Consider the following 20,655-nt stretch of genomic DNA (forward strand, 5'->3'; position numbering starts at 1 on the left):
ATGTACTTAAAGCACTTTTAAAAGATGAAGAAAATGTACAAAATTTACTTTCTTTTATGAAGGAAAATGAAATGCATATTGATAACATTCGCATTAGGGATGTTCACGTTGCTGCGGATCATTCTTTATTTGAAGTTGATATACGATTTTCTGCTTTATTTAAGACAGATACCATATCAATTTACCGCACTTTGCACACACTACCATATGTACAAAAAATCGAGCTCGAAAGCTTAGGTTAATGGAGGAAAATAATGGGAGGAATATTCAAATTATTAAAAGGTGGAAATAAACCATCACTCATCGCAGCATTGGTGAACTTATTTTTAGGAATTATCAAAGGCGCAGCCTATTTCTTCACAGGAAATGTTGCAATGTTTGCCGAAATGATGCATTCACTTGGTGATGCTGCTAACCAATTCTTCGTTTTTGTTGGATCAGCATTGTCGAAAAAGGCACCAACTGAAAGATTTCCAAATGGCTTTGGTCGAGTAGTCAACTTAGTCTGTTTAGGAGCCGTATTAATCGTTGGTATCTTATCTTATGAAACAGTTAAGGAAGGTTGGCACCACTTTAGACATCCTTCAGAAGAATCTGGAGGAGTACTAATTGCATTAGGGGTTTTACTAATTGGATTTATTTTAGAAACTTTTGTACTTCACAAAGCTGCAAAAGAAGTACTACATGAAGCTGGTAAAGAAAAAGCGGGCATTATGGCGATTCCAAATTCGATTGCCCATTTAAATCGCGCTAAACCAGCGACAAAGCTTGTATGGATGGAAGATTTAGTCGCTACGAGTGGTAACCTTCTAGCCTTCCTTGCCATTGTTATAGCCTATTTCACAGGTTTTAATGCACTTGAAGGTTTAGTCTCGATGCTTATCGGATTTATGATGTTCTATGTAGTAGGTCGAGTATTTCTTGATAATGCCCGTGGAGCAATTGGCGAAACAGATGAGGAAATGCATGTGCATATCGGGAATTTGGTTATGGAGGATCCTCACGTAACAGACATCAGAAGATTGGAAGTAGTGAAGGAAGGCGAATTTTTACACGTTGAGCTAGTTGCCGAAACAGATCCAAATCAATCACTAGCCTATTTAGATGACGTTCGAGATCACTTAATCGAACTCATTATGAGCCAAAAAAATGTAACCAAAGTGACTCTTTCCTTCGATGAAGAAGACGGCAAGACCGAGTGGAAACACCATTTAAAAGAAAATAAAATTCTTAATGATGAAGTGAATAAATCATAACTTTAAAAACCCTTGTGTATGCACAACACAAGGGTTCCTTTTAGTTATTATTAAAGAGACATTTCTAAAATTGTTCTTACATCTTCCGCTTGCAATGTTTTAAATCTTCCAAAAGGACCATTAACCATTGATTTTTCAACAAGAACATCTAATTTTGAATGATCGATATCATAGTCTGCTAATCGACTTGGAGCCCCAATGGATGACCAAAACTCCCTTAAGCGTTCGATTCCTTCTAAAGCAACTTCTTCTGTAGTTTTACCTTCCGGATTTACGTTAAATACACGAATTGCTAGTCCTGCGAATCGGCCAGGGTTTACAGATAAATTGTGCTTCATCCAATTCGGGAAGATAATAGCTAATCCTCCACCATGAGGGATATCATAAACAGCCGAAACTGAGTGTTCAATATTATGAGTCGCCCAATCACCACGTGAACCAATTGAAAGGAATCCATTTAAACCAACTGTCCCCGCTAGTAAAATCGTTTCGCGCAGCTCATAATTTTCTAAGTCATTAATCAAATTCGGCGCAGCATTGATAACCGTGCGTAATACTCCCTCACACATCTCATCTGTGATTGGCGTATTAGTTGCATCGTGGAAGTATTGCTCGAATACATGAGACATGATATCTACCATTCCATAAACAGTATGGTTTTTTGGAACAGTGAATGTATAAGTTGGATCTAAAATAGAGAATTTAGGAAATACAAGCGGATGTCCCCATCCATATTTCTCTTGCGTTTCGTCATTTGAAATAACAGAACCTGAATTCATTTCTGACCCTGTTGCCGCTAAAGTTAGGATTGTACCGAAAGGCAGAGCATCTACAACACTTGTTTTCTTAATCACAATATTCCAAGCATCTTCATCCACTTTTGCACCCGCCGCAATTAGTTTAGAGCAGTCGATTACCGAACCACCACCAATTGCCAATACAAAATCAATAGATTCTTTTTTACAAATTTCAATTCCTTTACGTGCTGTTTCTACGCGAGGATTGGGTTCTACACCACTTATTTCAAAAACATTCATGTTTAATTCTTTTAAAAGCGACATCGCCTCATCATAAAGACCGTTTTTCTTTATACTCCCTCCACCATATACAACTAAAATATTACGTCCATATTGAGGTAGCTCTTGTTTTAATTGGTCAATTTGACCTTTACCAAAGTGCAGACGAACCGGATTGTGAAACGTAAAATTATTCAAAAAGATGACTCCCCTTTATATAAGAAAATAAAAAAGCTATGCAAAGAATGTTCTTCACACAGCTCATTTTAGCAGATAAAAAATTATAATTCCTTTTATCTGCCCGGTTTGTCTTCAAGACAATAATCTAAACGGATTATACCCAACCACGGAAGCGAGAGGCTTCAGCAGTACGACGTACACCCACCATATATGCGGCTAAACGCATGTTAATGTTGCGTGTCGTCGCAGTAGTATATACATTTTCAAATGCATCTACCATTTTTCTATATAATTTTTCACGTACTTCTTCAGCAGTCCAATAATACCCTTGATTGTTTTGTACCCACTCGAAGTAAGAAACTGTTACCCCTCCAGCTGAAGCTAATACGTCAGGTACAAGTAAAATACCACGATCAGTTAAGATTTTAGTTGCTTCAGCTGTTGTAGGACCGTTTGCAGCTTCGACTACGATACTCGCTTTAATATCATATGCATTTTCTGCAGTAATTTGGTTTTCAATAGCCGCTGGGACCAAAATATCACAATCAAGTTCTAATAATTCCTGGTTTGTAATTGTATTTTCAAAAAGAGTTGTAACTGTTCCAAAGCTGTCACGACGGTCAAGTAGATAATCAATATCTAAACCGTTTGGATCTGTTAGGGCACCGTATGCATCAGATATACCAATAACCTTTGCACCTAAATCACTCATGAACTTAGCTAGGAAGCTACCTGCGTTACCAAAACCTTGAATAACAACACGTGCTCCTTTAATGTCAATGTTACGTTTTTTTGCTGCTTCTTGGATAACAATTGTAACACCTTCTGCTGTTGCTCGATCTCGACCTTGAGAACCACCAAGCACGATTGGCTTACCTGTAATGAATCCTGGTGAGTTAAATTCATCCATACGACTGTATTCATCCATCATCCATGCCATAATTTGAGCATTTGTAAATACATCTGGAGCTGGAATATCTTTTGTTGGGCCAACGATCTGTGAAATTGCACGAACATAGCCACGGCTCAAACGTTCAAGCTCACCCATCGACATTTGTCGAGGGTCACAAATAATACCACCTTTACCACCGCCATAAGGTAAATCAACAATTCCACATTTCAATGTCATCCACATTGAAAGCGCTTTAACTTCATCCTCACTAACCATTGGATGGAAACGAACTCCACCTTTAGTTGGTCCAACTGCATCATTATGTTGTGCACGGTAAGCAGTGAAAACTTTTGTTGTACCATCATCCATTTTTACTGGAATTCGAACGTGTAACATACGTAAAGGTTCTTTTAACAATTCATACATCGCTTCGTCGTAACCAAGTTTATTTAATGCGTCTTTGATAACATCTTGGGTTGACGTAAAAAGATTTAGATTTTCAGCCATTATTTTCGCCTCTTTAGAAATAGTAATAATTATTTATATCGCAAACATTGTAACATACTTTAAATCTTATTTGGTCAATAAAATTGCCACAATTCAGATTGAATCTATTTAATTAGATAATTGGAAAATATTATTAAAAAATTGTTATTTAATATAAAAATATGCTGCATGAAAGCTTGAATTTGCACTTTGTTAAAAAAAGCAGACGCAAATGAACGCCTGCTTTTTTCATGCTACGAATTAAAGAGCTTCAGATACTGATTTTGCTTGCATGTGAAGCCCTAAATAATCAGGACCGCCGGCTTTTGAATCTGTACCAGACATATTGAATCCACCGAATGGTTGGTAACCAACTGTAGCTGCAGTACATCCACGGTTAAAGTATAAGTTTCCAACATGGAATTCTTCACGAGCTTTTTCTAAGTGGAAACGATTTGTCGATAATACCGCACCAGTTAAACCGTATACAGTATTGTTAGCAATGTCGATCGCCTCATCGAAATCTTTTGCTTTTGTAAATGCAAGGACAGGTCCAAAAATTTCTTCTTGCATGATGCGAGCTTTTGGATCAACGTCTGCAAAGATTGTTGGGCTAATGAAGTACCCTTTAGAATCATCAGCAGTACCACCTGCAACCAGGCGCCCTTCACCTTTCCCGATTTCAATGTATTCAGTAATTTTCTTAAATGCGCCAGCATCATTAACAGGGCCAATGTATGTTTCTTCGTTTGTAGGATCACCAATCACTAATTCGTTAGTTAATTCAACAACCCGATTTAATACTGTTTGGTAAGCTTCGTCACCAACGACAACCGCGCGAGAACATGCAGAACATTTTTGGCCACTGAAACCAAATGCACTGGTTACGATAGATTGAGCAGCTAATTCAAGATCAGCATTGTCATCAACTACTATTGTATCTTTACCCCCCATTTCAGCGATTACACGTTTAATCCAAATTTGACCTTCATTTAAAACAGAGGCACGCTGGTTAATGCGTAAACCTACATCACGAGAACCTGTGAAGCTGATGAAGCGAGTACGTGGATGATCAACTAAGTAATCTCCAACTTCAGCGCCAGAACCAGGAATATAGTTAATTACTCCAGCTGGAAGACCCGCTTCTTCCATGATCTCCATAAATTTATAAGCAATTACTGGCGTTGTAGAAGCAGGTTTTAATAATACTGTGTTACCAGTAACAACCGCAGCTACAGTAGTTCCAAGCATGATTGCGAATGGGAAATTCCATGGAGAAATTACAACGCCAACACCTAATGGAATGTAAGAGTATTTATTAATTTGATTTTGATTTTGAGCTAATGGCTTGCCCTTAGCAAGCTCGATCATTTGACGACCGTAGAATTCTAAGAAGTCGATTCCTTCAGCTATATCAACATCTGCTTGTACCCAATTCTTACCTGCCTCTTTAGTTAACCACGCAGATAATTCAAACTTGCGACGTCGTACAATAGCTGCTGCTTTGAATAAAACCTCCGCACGTACAATAGGATTCACTTTTTTCCAGGTATTAAATGTGGAATCAGCAATTTGCATCGCCTTTTCAGCTAATTCTTGATTTGCTTTTGACACACTGCCAACTACATCAGATGTATTTGATGGGTTATAAGAAACGATTTTTTGTTCAGTTGCAACTCGTTCTCCACCGATAATTAAGGGATACTCTTTTCCAAGTTCACTTTCTACTTTTTTTAAAGCTTCTAAATAAGCTTGTCGATTTGCTTCAACTGTAAAATCAGTAAGTGGTTCACTTTTGTACGGAATCATCAATAATCCTCCTTAAAATAATTACGCTTATAGTGCGTGATTAGCCAGAAATTCATAAGTGCAAAAAATATTTGCACCATTTCCACATTTCTATATATAATAATGCAAAAGATTGTTGCGTTTTTCAAGCGATAATTGTTGTAAAAGTCAAAATTCTTTTGAGGTGAATCACATTGGAAGAAAAACTAAACCACATGATAAAATTTTTTGAATTCGCTATTGAACATGTATCCGTTGGAATTCATGCTATTGATCATAAAGGACACACAATCCTCTACAATAATAAAATAAAGGAAATTGAAGGATTTAATATTGAAGATGTGTCAGATCGTTCGATTTTAGAATTATTTTCCTTTAGGCAAAATGATAGTACATTATTACGTGTGCTTCAGACAGGTCATAAAGAAATGAATGTAAAACAAACCTATTGGAACAAGGATGGTCATGAAATCACTACCATTAATGATACCTATCCAATTATTGATAATGGAGCAATTATTGGTGCGATAGAATTTGCTCGCGATATCACTTCATTAGAGAAGCTAGTTTACCAGCCTTTGCGCCGTTACGGTGAACCATTAACATTTGACATCATTACAGCCCTATCAGAACAAATGCGATCAATCATTGATAATGCAAAAAAAGTATCCCATGCTAGGGTACCCGTTTTACTGATTGGTGAATCAGGAACAGGGAAAGATTTAATTGCTGAAAGTATTCATAATGAGTTAAAACCTGCCAATGATAAATTTATAACCATATTTAGTAGAAGAACAAATCAATCCATAATAGAAAAAATAAATAATTTATTGGAAAACAATAAAAACTACACTTTCTTCTTTGAACGAATTGAATTCTTATCTATTTCCATGCAACAGCAACTCCTTGAGATTTTAAACGAACTTTCATTAGAAAAGCATATGTTTATTGGAAGTATTGGCGATGATCCAATTGATTTAATAAGTAAAGGTCAACTTCTTAAGGATTTATATTATTATTTTGCATCAATGACTATTTATATACCTCCATTAAAGGATAGAAAAGAAGATATCTTGCCCTTTGTGAATGATTACTTTAACCGGCATCGTGAGAGGTTTGCTTCAAAAATAGAAGGATTGGCAGAGGAAGTGATTACTTTATTTTTGCAATATGACTGGCCAGGAAATTTAAAGGAAATGGAATTATTATTAGATGAGATTGCTTCTATGATTACAAACGAAAAATTTGTTACCTACGAAATGCTCCCGCTACACTTTCGATTCAAAGTGCAGCAGTTGGATGACACCACACGTAAGCCTGACTTTTTCCTCGTGCAATCAAGTAAAGAATTGTTACCTTTAGATGATTACTTGCGTGAAGCCGAGAAATATTATGTACAAAACGTGTTAAATATGTATGAAGGAAATATTACAAAAACAGCAAATGCATTAGGCATGAGTAGACAAAACCTACAATACCGCATTAGAAAATTTAAAAATACACAATTCGCTCCAAAAGGCTCAAGTTAATGTTCTTTATCTATATTCGGAATTTCAATAAAACTCAAATTAAAATCTGCATTAAATAGGGAGTTTTCAACAGAAAAGCACAGGAGCAAGTTTGAAGTTCACCTGCTCCTGCGCCTTTAATGTCCTGATTGTTCGATCCAATGCTGCAGCTTGTCTTTTAACGATTTAAAACCATCTGCATCACTCTCATCAACTCGATCTTGTAAGGTTTTTCTTGGTTGGTCCTTTTTCTTCTGGGGTGGTGCTTCCTGCAATGCACGAGTAGATAAGCTAATTTTGTCTGATTTCTCATCAATTTCTAAAATTTTTACTTGAATCTCTTCGCCCACCTTTAAAAAATCTGCCACATCCTTCACAAAGCCATAAGTAATTTCAGAGATATGCACGAGTCCTTGAGATTCTTCATCTAAAGCTACAAACGCCCCATATGGCTGTATGCCAGTTACCTTACCGGTTACAACTTCACCTACTTCGTATTTTTTTGTCATAAAACGGTTCCTACTTTCTATATCTACGTAAATGTCATGTTAAATTATAACATATGTGCTCTAGACGAACAAAGATTCACCCTAACGAACAGGAAATTAATTTCAAAACTATCCGAAAAATTCGTTTTCACAAAAAATCGTTCTTTCCGATTAAAAAATTCATATTTCAGACAAATTATTAGCATAAGTTATATATTAAAATATAATGTATAGAACTAGTAAGAATGTGAAAGGGCGTGTTTATGTTGAAACAGAAATTCAATGAACAACTTAAATTTTTGAGAGAAGAAAAAAATTGGTCCCTTGAAGAGTTATCGAAAAAAGTACAAGTTGGGGTTGAAAAATTAGCACAATATGAAAATGGTGAACTAATTCCGTCAGTACAAACAGTATTGAAGCTTTCAACTGTATTAGAGGTACCTGCCTCAAATTTAATGGATGGTATACAAGCATAAAGTAAAATGATGAAAACAAATCAAAACAAGATTTTATTGAAATCAAAAAGGATTTCCTTTAAGTGATGTGCCCGTAAATTGTAGAACTGGTATCTACAGTTTGGTCAAATCTTACACTTGAAGGAAATCCTTTTTCGCATTGCGTAGCCTTTGAAGCTTCAACAAATATTATACGATACACTTAGCTTCAAATTTTATAGCAATTAATTTATATGAAATTTCAACACATTTTTCAAAAGGAATCCATTGCTCAAATGAATGCTCGTAAACCTGCTGAATTACTTTCGCAAGATTACTAGGATCATCTATTCCCTGAAGTGCGGCCACTACGTCAGCTGTTTCAGTGTCATAGCTATCTTCACCGATATTAAATGGATCCCATTCTTCTAAAAGTTTAATTGCCGCTTTGTTCATTAATATATTGTCCAAAGTTTTCACCCTATTTTTACTATTATGTATGCTATTATATAATACAGAATTAAAAAAAGAAATGAGGGATACTTTTGTTTAATTTTGATGAGCTTTTTGATCGTAAAAATACGAGTAGTTTAAAATGGGACCAATTCAAAGAACGTCTAAAAATGCAATATAATGTTGAAGATGCTTCAGATATTCTTCCAATGTGGGTTGCCGATATGGATTTTGCTATACCGAGAGTTGTCTCAGACGCTATTAAAAATCGTCTTGATCATCCTATCTTTGGTTACTCCTTTGTAAGTGATGAATGTAAAAATGCTATTGTTGGCTGGTTTGAACGTCGCCATCAGTGGAAAATTGAACCAGATACATTAATGTTCCATCAAGGAGTTGTACCTGCTCTCGGAACAATTCTCGAAACATTCACACAACCTGGCGATAAAATTTGCATTTCTACTCCGGTATATCCAGCATTTTTCCATATACCAAATGCTCAAAAACGTGAGGTTGTGGAATGTGATTTAGTACTTACTGAGAATACTATGAAATTTGATTTTCCTGCTCTTGAGAATCAGTTTAAATCTGGTGTGAAGGTTTATGTTCTTTGTAGTCCACATAATCCTGGTGGTGTTGTCTGGACAAGAGAAGACCTCGAACAACTAGTTAAACTATGTATCCAATATGATGTATTGCTTATTTCAGATGAAATTCATGCTGACATCGTTTTTGACGGTTATAAACACATCCCTACTTTAACGGTTAAAGATGCGGATAAAGCGAAAATCATTACATGTATCGCTCCAACAAAAACATTTAATATTGCGGGTATCCACGCTGCAATCATGGTTGTTCCAGACAAAGAGCTTCGTGCAAAATTAAATGCCGATAAGCAAGCCCATGGTCGTGATGATTTAAACCTTTTAGCTGCTGCCGGTGTTCAAGCTGCCTATGAAAAGGGCGATGAATGGTTAGATGCAATGATTGCCTATGTATCTAATAATATGGATGTAGTTGTGCAAGAGTTAAATCAATTAGACGGGATCAAGGTATCAAAACCTCAATCTACATACCTTATCTGGATTGATTATCGTGAAACTGGACTCTCTGAAAGTGAAATGATGCATCGTCTTTTAGAAAAAGGCAAACTTGCTATTGAACCGGGTACAAAATACAGTGAAGCAGGCCGAGGCTTCTTACGCATGAACGTAGCATGCCCATTAGAAACCGTGAAAGATGGCGTTGAACGCTTTAAGAAAGCTTTATTATAATATAATTTCCTTTTACAAAATTTCAAGAAAATAAAAAAGGCTGACCCCAAAGGTAAATCTTTTGAGTCAGCCTTTTTCAATTTAACTAAGATTACGTTATTTTCTTAATTGTGATGATTATCTTTTGTGTTCTGCTGTTTGCTTAAAACATATTCTTCTAATGCTTTCGTTTTGTGTTCTTGTTTTTTAGACACACGTTTGACAAGCGTAAACACCAACACACACAAAATAAGAATTGCTAAAAACTCTAAAGCTGCTGGAATATATGATGACTTATCCTCGGGAAAATATAAAAATCCGGCATAAAGGATACTCATTTTTCACTCTTCTTTCTAATAGTTAGTCGATAATTGTAATCGATTCTATTTTAACATCTTCTACTGGTTTATCGCGCATATCTTTGTCAACGTTCGCAATTTTGTCAACAATGTCCATACCTTCAACAACATGTCCAAATACTGTGTGCTTAAAGTCTAACCAAGGCGTTCCACCGTTTTGCGCATATGCTTCAATAATTTCTGTTGGATATTTAGCTTGCTCCATTTGTGCAATCATATTATTTGGCGTGTGCTGCATTTGAACGATGAAAAATTGAGATCCGTTCGTGTTTGGACCTGCGTTCGCCATTGAAAGTGCTCCGCGTAGGTTAAATAAGCTCTCATTGAACTCATCTTCAAAAGAGTCGCCCCAGATCGATTGTCCACCCATACCAGTACCAGTTGGGTCTCCACCTTGAATCATAAAGTCTGTAATGACACGGTGGAAAATAATGCCGTTATAATAGCCAGATTTTGCATGTCCTAAAAAGTTTTCAACTGTTTTTGGTGCATGCTCAGGGAATAACTTGATTTTAACTGCACCTAATGTTGTATTCATTTCTACTAATACTTCACCTGGGTTTAATTCTTTTGTTAACTGTGGAAACATAATGATTCGCTCCTTATTAAAAATGTGATTTTTGGGTATATCTTTAGTTAGAAGATCACTATTTGACACCTCGTTACAGTTTAACATAGAACTTTTAAATTTTCCGCTAATATACTTTCAGGACTTCCTTCGGTTTACGAAATAAGTTATACTTGACAACAAAGAAAAAACAATATTGAAATTCCATCTCAATATTGGTAAACAATGTCTAGGAAGAATGTGATTGAAGTGAATAACCGAAAGCACAACTTTATTATTATTTTAGTTTCAAATTTCATCGTAGCAAGTTCCATGACGATGATTATGCCCTTTTTATCTCTTTATATTGAAACCTTCGGGGAATTTTCTGAAAGTTATGTTCAGAAATGGGCAGGTTTAATATTTGCTGCCACCTTTGTAACAGCATTTATCATGTCTCCAATATGGGGGCGCATTGCCGATAAATATGGCTATAAACCAATTATGATCATTAACTGTTTCGGCATTGCCCTCAGTATCTTTTTGATGGGACACGTGGAAGATGTCGGTCAATTTTTTGTCCTCCGTATATTTATGGGGATCGTTACTGGTTTTATCCCAACATCTATGGCCTTTATAAGTAAGCACACACCAAAAAATATAGCTGGCAAAACACTTGGAACGCTTCAAATCGGGAGTGTCGGCGGTTCACTATTCGGTCCTGTAATCGGAGGATCTTTAGCTGATGCCATTGGATTTAACTTTACGTTTATTTATACTTCCATTGCGATTACCATTGCGGCCATCATTATTATCTTCGGAATCCACGAGCCTGAAATCATTCGAAAAGAAAAAAGTATCCTTTATTCTCGAAAAAATATTCTTTGGGCCTTATTCCATCATCCACTTATTTTGAGCACAATGTTTGTAGCATCATTAATACAAATTGGAAACTTTAGTATTCAACCGCTACTATCTTTATATGTTTCTCATTTAACCACTTCTGAGCAAGTGGCAATGCTAGCTGGAGTCACCTTTAGTGCAGCAGGGGTCGGGAATATCTTAATTGGGCGATTTTTCGGGAGGCTCGGTGATAATATTGGCTATGAAAAGGTTTTAATGTCCTTATTATTTATCAGTGTTTTCTTTATCATCCCCCAAGCCTTTGTTACTTCACTTTGGCAGCTTATTGCCTTAAGATTTTTACTCGGTATTTTTTCAGGAGGGTTGATTCCCATCGTTACAGCTCTTATACGACGTGAAGCACCTGTAGAGATTCAAGGAGAAGTAATGGGCTATAATCAATCTTTTCGTTTTCTAGGGAACATCATCGGTCCTGTGCTAGGTGGATTTATTAGTGGATTTGCCGGTATTTCAGCTGTGTTCTATTCAACGGGCCTACTATTTTTAATAGCTGCCATTACTATTTTCACAATCCAGAAACTACCAAAAAAATATTTTGAAGATGTTTTAAAAAGTCATCTTTAAGTTCGATATAATGAGGAGGAGATCTACTAATTATTGTAGTCTCCTCCTTTTTTATTTTAAACAATGCTATTCTATTGTTTTGTTATGCGCGTTAGTTTGGAGGAATCTAAATGAGACAAATAATAGGGTTCTTGCTAATTCTTTGTTGCTTCCCTTTACTATTGTTATTTGGCAATGCAATTTTAGCCGAATTCAATTCTGCGAAAGAATATGAAGAAGCCATTCAACATAATATTCAACCGCCAGAACAGGTAAATCCACTCCCTGTTACAATGCTGGATCGGAATGGAAATGTATTTAGTGAGGAGTATGTAGAATGGAGACAGCAAATTCAATTAGAAGATGTACCCGAAATTATTAAACAAGTCTATTTATTAAGCGAAGATAAAGAGTTTTACACACATATTGGTTTTAATGTAAGTGCTCTTGCCCGTGCAGTAGTTGTAAATTCCCAAGGCTCCATTGAACAAGGAGGGAGTACAATTACACAGCAGTTGGTTCGGATGCGTTATCTTTCTGCCGAGCAAACCTACGCACGAAAATTAACCGAATTATTTTATGCTTATGAGCTTGAACAACTGTACAATAAAGAAGAAATTCTTGAAATGTATTTGAATGAAATCTATTTTAGCAATCAAGTTTATGGAATCAGTGCAGCTGCAACCTACTATTTCCAAAAACCATTAGCGGAACTATCACTAGCTCAGATGGCTTTTATTGCTGCCATTCCTAATAACCCATCTTTATATGACCCTTTAAAAAATTTTGATAATACCAAAGCAAGACAAGAACGGTTATTAGATATTTTAGCTGAGAACAAAATAATTACTCTCGAAGAAGCAACACTTTATAAGCAAGAGAATATCGTTTTGAATCTAAAGGTAAAAAAACAGCAGCAACCTGCCTATAGTACATTTGTGCTTTCAGAACTAAAAGAATTAGTTGCATCTGCTGATGGCTATAAGGAACAGCTAAATACTGCATCAACAGAAGAAGAAAAGCAAATCATCGAGGAAGAACTTGACTCTAAGGTACAACAACTACTTCATTCTGGTATTTCTATACATACTGCACTAGATCCTGAAAAACAAAAACAGGATGAACAATATATAGATGCAATTCTCGGTAACGGAAATTTGCAAAGCAGCTCAGTTGTGATCGAAAATTCTACGAGAGAAATAGTAAGTGTTTATGGTGGTAAAGCCTATAAAAAATACGACTTTCATCGGGCTTATCAGGCGGTCCGTCAACCGGGATCTGCTTTTAAACCGTTGATTGTTTATGGGCCACTTTTCGAAACAACTGATTATTCACCTAATTCCATAGTCAGCGGCGGTAGATTCTGTATAGACCGTTTCTGCCCACAAAATTATGGTGGTGGTATTTACGGTAATGTCTCCATTTCTACTGCCTTTAAACATAGCTATAATACATCAGCCCTTAGGTTACTAAATGAAGTAGGTCTTGATAGCGCCTTTCATTATATCGAGAAATTTAACTTTCAATCCCTTGTCCCACAGGATAAGACATTTGCAGCCGGATTAGGCGGGCTATCTTATGGGGTAACAACGCTTGAATTGGCAGATGCCTATACAAGCTTTATAGATGGAAATTATATGAAGGCAAGGAGTATTCGCAAAGTTACTGATGCTAGTGGAAATGTACTTTATAGCTGGCCAAGCACCAAGGAAACCATTTGGTCCCAGGAAACCGTAAAGTATATTCGTTCCCTACTAAATGATGTAGTAACTAGCGGGACTGGTCGAGGAATCAATTCTAATTCAGCCTATACTGGAGTAAAAACTGGAACAACGAATGATTACAAAGATTTTTGGGTTGCAGGGTTAACCAATGAATATACAACTGCTGTTTGGATTGGCTTTGATAATCCTTCTTCGTTGCAATCTCTTCAAAATGATAAAATTCATTTTAAAATCTTTAATACGATTATGAACTAGAAAAGAGGCGTGACTTTTAGAAGTCACTGCCTCTTTTCTAATTTGCAAAGGGTAAACTTGCTAATAGTCCATTATATAGCTTTAACACAACATAACAAATAAACGTAATAAAGATGGCCCAAAAAAGAATTTCGAAAAAAATAAGACCCACCGTTCCAGACATCGATAAAAACTGGCTCATCTTATATATGTTAAAAATAAAATAGCTGAAAATTGTTATAGCAAATATACCAAGTAGGATAAAAATTGATTGGATCCCAAATACTGATAGAAGTGCTCCCAAGAAAAAGATGAGGTAACCACCTCTTGCAACGCTAATCATTTCCCCGGTATTATGCTTTGAGAAAAATAGCATCCCTACTTCATGAATCGTTTCCCCTATCAATTTCAAGGCTGAAAATAACATAAAGAAACAAAGGGCAAATACACATAATAACAAAAGGCGTAATTCTATATCTGTCAAGAACTCACGCATGCCAGCATAAACGCCAATTGAAGTTAATAATATCAATGATTCTCCTACGAAATAAATTCCAAATGTTAAACTAAATAAAATGACAGAAAACAACGGCAGATAACCATACAAATATGGATTTTTCATGACAATTTCCTCAAAACTAATTTTTTTCTACCTATTTATAATAACGGTTAAATATTAATAATATCAAGTTCATAGTATTTTTACTCAAGTGAAAACAGGTATAATTAGTGATATAATTATGGATATTCGAGTAATTTTTTAAATATTTTATATTTTTAAGGGGGGAGATTATTTTTGTTTCAAGTACTTTGCATATTCATTCCATTACTAGCTGCTCTTTTCATGCCTTTCTTTTTTAAGAAAGTCAATTCGATACATACTGGATGGTTTGTTTTAGTCGTTCCAATCTTTCTTGTTATTTATTATGCTACCTTTGTACCGACTATCTCAAAAGGAGATGCAGTCATATCGCAGCTAGATTGGATACCATCACTTGGAATTTCATTCGTTTCCTATCTGGATGGGTTAAGCTTGTTATTCTCTTTACTTATCTCCGGGATAGGAGCACTTGTCGTTCTATACTCGATATACTACCTAGATCGAACAAGAGAGCAGCTGCATAACTTTTATATCTATTTATTAATGTTTATGTGTGCGATGCTCGGTGTCGTTCAATCAGACAACATGATGACGCTTTATTTATTTTGGGAATTAACTTCGATTTCCTCATTCTTATTAATTGGCTATTGGAACAATCGTGACAAGTCCCGCTTCGGTGCGCTGAAGTCAACGATGATTACAGTAGCAGGCGGTATGATGATGTTAGGGGGATTTGTCTTACTATCAATTATGGGAGACACATTCTCTATACGAGAACTTATTGCCCAGGCTCCTGAATTAGCAACAAGTGATCTATTTATTGTTGCCCTAGTTTTAATACTATTGGGGGCATTTACAAAATCTGCCCAATTCCCATTCTATATTTGGTTGCCGGATGCAATGGAAGCACCAACACCAGTTAGTGCCTATCTCCACTCAGCAACAATGGTTAAAGCAGGGATTTATTTAGTAGCGCGTTTTACTCCTATATTTGCACAATCAGAAATTTGGATTTGGTTGGTTACAGGTACCGGTTTACTAACATTATTCTGGGGCTCATTCTTCGCACTAAAACAATGGGATTTAAAAGGCATTCTGGCCTTCTCAACTGTCAGTCAGCTTGGGCTTATTATGTCTTTACTTGGAGTAGGAGCTATTGCCTATCATGTAGAGGGTGCACAAGAGACTGTTTTTAAATATGCAGCCTTTGCAGCGATCTTCCACCTTATCAATCATGCAACCTTTAAAGGAAGCTTGTTCATGATAGCAGGAATCGTGGACCATGAAACGGGTACACGCGACATTCGAAAACTAGGTGGCTTAATGAGCATCATGCCAGTAAGTTTTACTGTGGCTTTAATTGGAAGCTTCTCTATGGCAGGCTTACCACCTTTCAACGGCTTCTTAAGTAAGGAAATGTTCTTAACAGCAATGCTGTCCATCACTGAATTTGATTTATTTAATTTCTCGACTTGGGGCATTCTATTCCCTATCATTGCTTGGATTGCAAGTGTATTCACATTTATTTATAGTTTTTACTTTGTATTTAAAACATTTACAGGAAAAGGAAAAGTGGAAGAATTACCGCATAAACCACATGAAGCTCCGGTGGGTATGCTAGTTTCTCCAGTCATTTTAGGCGCATTGGTGATTATCCTATTCTTTATCCCTAATGTGATAGCAGATACTTTCATAAAACCGGCTGTAATGGCTATTCAGCCTTTCCTTTACAGTAGTCCAGAGCAAGTCGCTATAGATGTATCGGCATGGCATGGACATTTCACACCCGAATTAATGATGACAATCGGCATTATTGCTCTTGGACTTGTGTTATTCTTAACGCTTTCTAAATGGCAAAAGGTGTATCGTCTATTCCCTTCAAAATTAACTTTAAATAATTTATATGATTTTATAATTTATGAGTTATGCGATAAATGGATTGGACGCTTCTCAGCTCTGTATATGACCGGTTCCATCCGTCGATATTTAAGCTACATGCTTGGGTCGATTTCAATCATTGTCATTGCAACATTATTTATGCAAAATGCATTTAAAGTAACTTTCGACGGAGCATCACCAATTCGTGCATACCAAATCATTTTGATTATTGTTTTAGTAATTGGTACGATTGCAACTGTTTTTGCAAAATCAAGAATTACGTCAATTGTAGCTTTAGGGTTAGTGGGCTATACTGTCTCATTATTCTTTGTCATGTTTAACGCACCTGATTTAGCGCTTACACAATTAGTTATTGAAACCATTTCTGTTGCATTATTCTTACTTGCGTTTTATCACTTGCCTAAATATAAAAAGGAAGAAGAACGTACTCGTTTTAGATTTGGAAGAGCATTTGTTTCGATCGCAGTCGGTGCCATGGTGACTCTGGTGGCTCTTTCTGCCCATTCACAAAAATTGCTTCCTTCAATTTCTGAGTACTATAAAGAAACCGTCTATTCGTTAGCTGGTGGAGGAAATATTGTAAACGTTATTTTAGTAGATTACCGCGGATTTGATACATTGTTTGAAATTGCCGTATTATCCATTGCAGGGATTGCCATCTTTGGAATGATTAAACTTCGCTTGAGCAGAAAAGGAGAAAAACTATGAAAACAAATGATGTCATTATCCAGTTTACTGCGAAAATCGTCTTTTTCATGATTTTCTTCTATGCTGTTCATATTTTCTTTGCGGGTCATTACACACCAGGTGGAGGGTTTGTAGGTGGTTTAGTAACAGCGAGCGCAATTGTATTACTGATTGTGGCATTTGACTTGAAGACGGTTCAAACCATTCTTCCGATTAACTATATCTATATGGTAGCATGCGGTTTAATCCTTGCTTTAGGGACAGCTGCATTCTCGATGTTTACTGGTAAACCTTTTTTTACACATTTCTTTGATTATTTCAATTTACCTATTTTAGGAAAAACATCACTTCATACCGCAGCGTTATTTGATTTAGGTGTTTACTTGGTTGTTGTTGGTGTAACGATGACCATTATTCAAACAATTGGGGAGGATGAGTAATGGAAATAGTAATGGCATTTGTTTGCGGCTTTCTATTTATGGCTGCAATTTACTTAATTTTATCTCGTAGTCTTCTCCGAATAATTATTGGAACTGGTTTACTTAGTCACGGAGCACATTTGCTGATTTTAACAATGGGCAGCTTTAAAGGAAGTGCACCTCCTGTTTTAAGTGATGGTGTGACAGATTATGTCGATCCGCTGCCACAGGCTTTAATCTTAACGGCTATTGTTATTAGTTTTGGTGTAACAGCCTTCTTTTTAGTGCTTGCCTACCGTGCATACCATGAGCTAAGAACAGATGATATGACGTTAATGAAAGGAAGTGAGGAAAATGAATAACTTTCTTTTATTACCCATTATCATCCCCTTTTTCTTCGCAATGATTTTAATGTTTGGTCAGAAGAAAATTGCTTACCAGCGGATTACAACTCTTCTTGGGCTTGTAATTTCGATTATTTGTGCTGCAGGACTTGTTTTGAATGTATATGAAAATGGACCACAAATAGTTACTTTCGGAAATTGGCCAGTACCATTCGGGATTACAATGGTTTCTGATATGGTAGCGGCACTTCTCGTTCTGACAACATTAGTACTAACCTTCTTTATTGTATGGTATGGTTTTGGATCCATTGGGAAAGAACGTGAGCAATTTTTCTATTATCCTGGAGTTATGTTTATCATTACTGGGGTGAATGGAGCCTTTACAACGGGTGATATTTTCAACTTATTTGTATTCTTTGAAGTTTTATTAATGGCTTCTTACTTATTAATCGTACTGGGTGGTGAAAAAGCGCAATTACGTGAGTCGATTAAGTACATTTTAGTAAATGTCATATCTTCTGCTCTTTTTGTCATAACAGTAGCTTACCTATATTCAGTTGTTGGTACATTGAATATGGCAGATATATCATTAAGAATTGCAGAGATTAATCAGCCTGGAATTCTTACGGTAATTGCTGTACTATTCCTATTAGTATTTGGGATGAAAGCTGCGATTTTCCCAATCTATTTCTGGTTGCCTAGTGCTTACTCAGCACCACCAATACCTGTACTTGCCCTATTTGGTGCACTACTTACAAAAGTCGGTGTTTACGCTATTTCACGTACATACACGTTATTCTTTACACATGACTTATCCTTTACACATGAGTTATTACTTATCTTAGCTGTGATTACCATTGTAGCCGGATGTATTGGGGCGCTAGCTCACTTTGATGTAAAACAAATCATTATCTATAATATCGTGATTGCTGTGGGTGTTATTTTGTTTGGTGTAGCACAAATGAACGAAGTAGCATTAGAAGGAGCAATGTTTTATCTAATTCATGACATGATCATTAAAGCCGCATTATTTATGTTAATTGGAATTGTGATTTATGTAACAGGAACTACTAATTTGAGAAAGATGGGCGGCCTTATTCAAACCTATCCCGCACTATGTTGGTTCTTCTTAATTGCCGCTTTTGGTTTAGTAGGGGTTCCTCCATTAAGTGGATTTATAGGAAAGCTGCTAATTATTCAAGGTGGTTTTGAAGCTGGCAATACGTGGTCAAGTTTACTGGTACTGGCATCAAGTATTATTGTCCTGCTGTCAGTTATGCGTATCTTTATTTATGCTTTCTGGGGTGAAAAGGGACAACTATCCGAGAATGTACAAAAGAGCAAATACAATCGCATGTTTATTCCAACAGTACTTTTAGTTATCCTTTCCATTTTCTATGGAATTGGTACAGAGTGGCTTACACCATTTATGGGTGATGCAGCGAAAATTCTAATAGACCCATCTATCTATACTGATGCGGTTATGAAAGGAGGAGAATAAATGTCCTTTCAAATATTATTGAATCTATTTTTAGCCTTTTTATGGATGTTTTTGTCCTCTAATTATTCCGTATCTCGATTTATAATAGGCTACCTATTAGGGCTTGTGGTTATCATCGCATTACGAAAATTCTTTAAGTCCAGGCTTTATATAGATCGAGTTTGGGCAGTGATTAAACTATCGGTTCTCTTTATTAAAGAGTTAATTCTAGCAAATGTGTCTGTTTTAACCCTTGTAGTTAAACCTAAACTTGAATTACAACCAGCCTTTTTTAAATACGATACAAAACTGACAGAGGAATGGGAAATTACACTACTCTCGAGTCTAATTACCCTGACTCCTGGTACAGTGGTTGTCCATGTTTCGGACGATTCAAAATCATTATTTATCCATGTAATTGATAGCAATGATATTGAGGAAACAATAGATTCTATTAAAAATTCATTTGAAAAAGCGATACTGGAGGTGAGCCGTACATGACCTATTTTCTTTGGGTAGCCATTATCATTGTTGTTTTATCCATCGTTGCCCTTGTCTTTCGTCTTGTTAAGGGCCCGAATCCTTCTGATCGTGTTGTCGCGTTAGATACAATTGGCGTTGCTCTTATTTGTTTAGTAGGCTTGTTTTCAATGCTTATAGATACTAGTTTCTTTTTAGAGATTATTTTATTATTGGCGATACTATCTTTCATTGGTACAATTGCCTTCTCTAAATTTATAGAGAAAGGAGATATTATTACCCGTGACGATTCTCGCTAACATTTTAGTTATTTTCTTTATTGTAGCTGGGTTAGTATTTCTTGCTGTGGCGGCAATTGGCGTACTTCGTCTGCCCGATCTTTATACTCGAGCACATGCCGCTTCCAAAAGCTCTACATTAGGCGTTATGTGTATATTACTTGGTGTATTTTTTCACTTTTGGCTGAATGAGAACCATTTTAACCCGACGATTCTATTAGGGGTATTATTCCTGTTTATAACAGGTCCTGTTGGCGCTCATATCATGAGTCGTTCTTCGTATATAGCTGGTGTGAAACCATGGTCTGGTACAGTGCGGGACGATCTAAAACTAGAAATCGAACGCATGAAGAAAGAACAGAATATCAAGTAAATTAAAGTT

Annotated in this window: 22 protein-coding genes (1 of these 22 running past the window's edge); 14 read left to right on the top strand and 8 right to left on the bottom strand. The window is 36.2% G+C overall.

Translation table 11 applies throughout. The features are described from left to right. Positions 1-242, top strand: partial view of an MgtC/SapB family protein gene (locus tag C1N55_RS14790; protein ID WP_137729519.1) — the final stretch only. It extends 484 nt beyond the left edge of the window; 242 of the gene's 726 nt are visible here — the last part of the coding sequence; its start codon lies beyond the left edge, outside the window; the stop codon is at positions 240-242. 12 nt (positions 243-254) lie between these two features. Then, positions 255-1,256 carry a cation diffusion facilitator family transporter gene (locus tag C1N55_RS14795; RefSeq protein ID WP_137729520.1) on the top strand — a complete coding sequence of 334 codons (1,002 nt, stop codon included), beginning with the start codon at positions 255-257 and terminating at the stop codon, positions 1,254-1,256. Positions 1,257-1,306: 50 nt separating this feature from the next. Here the strand turns inward: C1N55_RS14795 and C1N55_RS14800 are convergent, their stop codons facing one another. The 3 genes from C1N55_RS14800 to pruA form a co-directional block, all read right to left on the bottom strand. Beyond that, on the bottom strand, positions 1,307-2,470 hold the full coding sequence (locus C1N55_RS14800) for an iron-containing alcohol dehydrogenase (protein ID WP_137729521.1): 1,164 nt from the start codon (positions 2,468-2,470) through the stop codon (positions 1,307-1,309). A gap of 136 nt (positions 2,471-2,606) precedes the next feature. Then, positions 2,607-3,851 (bottom strand): Glu/Leu/Phe/Val family dehydrogenase, encoded by a 1,245-nt coding sequence (locus C1N55_RS14805; protein ID WP_137729522.1) that lies wholly within the window; start codon positions 3,849-3,851, stop codon positions 2,607-2,609. 240 nt (positions 3,852-4,091) lie between these two features. Continuing rightward, positions 4,092-5,639 (bottom strand): L-glutamate gamma-semialdehyde dehydrogenase, encoded by a 1,548-nt coding sequence (pruA, locus tag C1N55_RS14810; protein ID WP_137729523.1) that lies wholly within the window; start codon positions 5,637-5,639, stop codon positions 4,092-4,094. Between the two features lie 194 nt (positions 5,640-5,833). Here pruA and C1N55_RS14815 point away from each other — a divergent pair, with 194 nt between their 5' ends. After that, on the top strand, positions 5,834-7,147 hold the full coding sequence (locus C1N55_RS14815) for a sigma 54-interacting transcriptional regulator (protein ID WP_137729524.1): 1,314 nt from the start codon (positions 5,834-5,836) through the stop codon (positions 7,145-7,147). Between the two features lie 116 nt (positions 7,148-7,263). Here C1N55_RS14815 and yugI read toward each other — a convergent pair whose 3' ends face one another. After that, complete coding sequence (yugI, locus tag C1N55_RS14820; RefSeq protein ID WP_137729525.1) at positions 7,264-7,635, bottom strand: S1 domain-containing post-transcriptional regulator GSP13; 372 nt, start codon at positions 7,633-7,635, stop codon at positions 7,264-7,266. Positions 7,636-7,877: 242 nt separating this feature from the next. Here yugI and C1N55_RS14825 point away from each other — a divergent pair, with 242 nt between their 5' ends. Then, on the top strand, positions 7,878-8,090 hold the full coding sequence (locus tag C1N55_RS14825; protein ID WP_370452534.1) for a helix-turn-helix domain-containing protein: 213 nt from the start codon (positions 7,878-7,880) through the stop codon (positions 8,088-8,090). A gap of 168 nt (positions 8,091-8,258) precedes the next feature. On the opposite strand, the gene C1N55_RS14830 is transcribed toward C1N55_RS14825, so the two are convergent. Further along, entirely contained in the window at positions 8,259-8,519 is a 261-nt protein-coding gene (locus C1N55_RS14830; RefSeq protein ID WP_205758480.1) for a DUF1871 family protein, read from the bottom strand. A gap of 74 nt (positions 8,520-8,593) precedes the next feature. Between C1N55_RS14830 and C1N55_RS14835 the strand changes: the two genes are divergently transcribed. Then, positions 8,594-9,775, top strand: a complete 1,182-nt coding sequence (locus C1N55_RS14835; RefSeq protein ID WP_137729528.1) for a MalY/PatB family protein — start codon at positions 8,594-8,596, stop codon at positions 9,773-9,775. A 104-nt stretch (positions 9,776-9,879) separates the two neighbouring features. Here C1N55_RS14835 and C1N55_RS14840 read toward each other — a convergent pair whose 3' ends face one another. Both C1N55_RS14840 and C1N55_RS14845 read right to left on the bottom strand, forming a co-directional pair. Then, entirely contained in the window at positions 9,880-10,092 is a 213-nt protein-coding gene (locus tag C1N55_RS14840) for a hypothetical protein (RefSeq protein WP_137729529.1), read from the bottom strand. Between the two features lie 22 nt (positions 10,093-10,114). Beyond that, the gene (locus tag C1N55_RS14845; RefSeq protein ID WP_137729530.1) at positions 10,115-10,702 is read right to left on the bottom strand and encodes a peptidylprolyl isomerase; all 588 of its coding nucleotides are present in this window, start codon (positions 10,700-10,702) and stop codon (positions 10,115-10,117) included. A gap of 228 nt (positions 10,703-10,930) precedes the next feature. On the opposite strand from C1N55_RS14845, the gene C1N55_RS14850 reads away from it, so the two are divergent. Beyond that, positions 10,931-12,148, top strand: coding sequence for an MFS transporter (locus C1N55_RS14850; RefSeq protein ID WP_137730659.1), 1,218 nt, complete (start codon positions 10,931-10,933; stop codon positions 12,146-12,148). A 110-nt stretch (positions 12,149-12,258) separates the two neighbouring features. Next, positions 12,259-14,106 carry a transglycosylase domain-containing protein gene (locus C1N55_RS14855; protein WP_137729531.1) on the top strand — a complete coding sequence of 616 codons (1,848 nt, stop codon included), beginning with the start codon at positions 12,259-12,261 and terminating at the stop codon, positions 14,104-14,106. Positions 14,107-14,143: 37 nt separating this feature from the next. Here C1N55_RS14855 and C1N55_RS14860 read toward each other — a convergent pair whose 3' ends face one another. Continuing rightward, positions 14,144-14,707, bottom strand: coding sequence for a DUF5366 family protein (locus C1N55_RS14860; RefSeq protein WP_137729532.1), 564 nt, complete (start codon positions 14,705-14,707; stop codon positions 14,144-14,146). A 174-nt stretch (positions 14,708-14,881) separates the two neighbouring features. Between C1N55_RS14860 and C1N55_RS14865 the strand changes: the two genes are divergently transcribed. From C1N55_RS14865 to mnhG, 7 genes are read left to right on the top strand one after another with little or no spacing between them, the layout of a single operon-like run. Further along, complete coding sequence (locus tag C1N55_RS14865) at positions 14,882-17,293, top strand: Na+/H+ antiporter subunit A (RefSeq protein ID WP_137729533.1); 2,412 nt, start codon at positions 14,882-14,884, stop codon at positions 17,291-17,293. Next, positions 17,290-17,712, top strand: coding sequence for a Na(+)/H(+) antiporter subunit B (locus tag C1N55_RS14870; RefSeq protein ID WP_137729534.1), 423 nt, complete (start codon positions 17,290-17,292; stop codon positions 17,710-17,712). The genes C1N55_RS14865 and C1N55_RS14870 overlap by 4 nt, the downstream gene beginning before the upstream one ends. After that, positions 17,712-18,053, top strand: a complete 342-nt coding sequence (locus C1N55_RS14875) for a Na(+)/H(+) antiporter subunit C (protein WP_137729535.1) — start codon at positions 17,712-17,714, stop codon at positions 18,051-18,053. Before C1N55_RS14870 ends, C1N55_RS14875 begins: the two co-directional genes overlap by 1 nt. After that, positions 18,046-19,536, top strand: a complete 1,491-nt coding sequence (locus C1N55_RS14880) for a Na+/H+ antiporter subunit D (protein WP_137729536.1) — start codon at positions 18,046-18,048, stop codon at positions 19,534-19,536. Before C1N55_RS14875 ends, C1N55_RS14880 begins: the two co-directional genes overlap by 8 nt. Continuing rightward, a complete protein-coding gene (locus C1N55_RS14885; RefSeq protein ID WP_137729537.1) occupies positions 19,537-20,016 on the top strand; it encodes a Na+/H+ antiporter subunit E in 480 nt (159 codons plus the stop codon). Continuing rightward, entirely contained in the window at positions 20,013-20,294 is a 282-nt protein-coding gene (locus C1N55_RS14890) for a Na(+)/H(+) antiporter subunit F1 (protein WP_137729538.1), read from the top strand. The genes C1N55_RS14885 and C1N55_RS14890 overlap by 4 nt, the downstream gene beginning before the upstream one ends. Beyond that, on the top strand, positions 20,278-20,646 hold the full coding sequence (gene mnhG, locus C1N55_RS14895) for a monovalent cation/H(+) antiporter subunit G (protein WP_137729539.1): 369 nt from the start codon (positions 20,278-20,280) through the stop codon (positions 20,644-20,646). Before C1N55_RS14890 ends, mnhG begins: the two co-directional genes overlap by 17 nt. Positions 20,647-20,655 lie beyond the last annotated feature (9 nt).

The organism is Lysinibacillus sp. SGAir0095 (genome assembly GCF_005491425.1).
GTDB lineage: Bacteria > Bacillota > Bacilli > Bacillales_A > Planococcaceae > Ureibacillus.

Excerpts from the sequence above, each read along its gene's own strand:
- yugI (WP_137729525.1), bottom strand. The coding sequence starts at position 7,635 with ATGACAAAAAAATACGAAGTAGGTGAAGTTGTAACCGGTAAGGTAACT.
- C1N55_RS14825 (WP_370452534.1), top strand. The coding sequence starts at position 7,878 with ATGTTGAAACAGAAATTCAATGAACAACTTAAATTTTTGAGAGAAGAA.
- C1N55_RS14885 (WP_137729537.1), top strand. The coding sequence starts at position 19,537 with ATGTCCTTTCAAATATTATTGAATCTATTTTTAGCCTTTTTATGGATG.
- C1N55_RS14840 (WP_137729529.1), bottom strand. The coding sequence starts at position 10,092 with ATGAGTATCCTTTATGCCGGATTTTTATATTTTCCCGAGGATAAGTCA.
- C1N55_RS14805 (WP_137729522.1), bottom strand. The coding sequence starts at position 3,851 with ATGGCTGAAAATCTAAATCTTTTTACGTCAACCCAAGATGTTATCAAA.
- pruA (WP_137729523.1), bottom strand. The coding sequence starts at position 5,639 with ATGATTCCGTACAAAAGTGAACCACTTACTGATTTTACAGTTGAAGCA.
- C1N55_RS14855 (WP_137729531.1), top strand. The coding sequence starts at position 12,259 with ATGAGACAAATAATAGGGTTCTTGCTAATTCTTTGTTGCTTCCCTTTA.
- C1N55_RS14795 (WP_137729520.1), top strand. The coding sequence starts at position 255 with ATGGGAGGAATATTCAAATTATTAAAAGGTGGAAATAAACCATCACTC.
- C1N55_RS14875 (WP_137729535.1), top strand. The coding sequence starts at position 17,712 with ATGGAAATAGTAATGGCATTTGTTTGCGGCTTTCTATTTATGGCTGCA.
- C1N55_RS14815 (WP_137729524.1), top strand. The coding sequence starts at position 5,834 with ATGATAAAATTTTTTGAATTCGCTATTGAACATGTATCCGTTGGAATT.
- C1N55_RS14870 (WP_137729534.1), top strand. The coding sequence starts at position 17,290 with ATGAAAACAAATGATGTCATTATCCAGTTTACTGCGAAAATCGTCTTT.
- C1N55_RS14890 (WP_137729538.1), top strand. The coding sequence starts at position 20,013 with ATGACCTATTTTCTTTGGGTAGCCATTATCATTGTTGTTTTATCCATC.
- C1N55_RS14845 (WP_137729530.1), bottom strand. The coding sequence starts at position 10,702 with ATGTTTCCACAGTTAACAAAAGAATTAAACCCAGGTGAAGTATTAGTA.
- C1N55_RS14880 (WP_137729536.1), top strand. The coding sequence starts at position 18,046 with ATGAATAACTTTCTTTTATTACCCATTATCATCCCCTTTTTCTTCGCA.
- C1N55_RS14860 (WP_137729532.1), bottom strand. The coding sequence starts at position 14,707 with ATGAAAAATCCATATTTGTATGGTTATCTGCCGTTGTTTTCTGTCATT.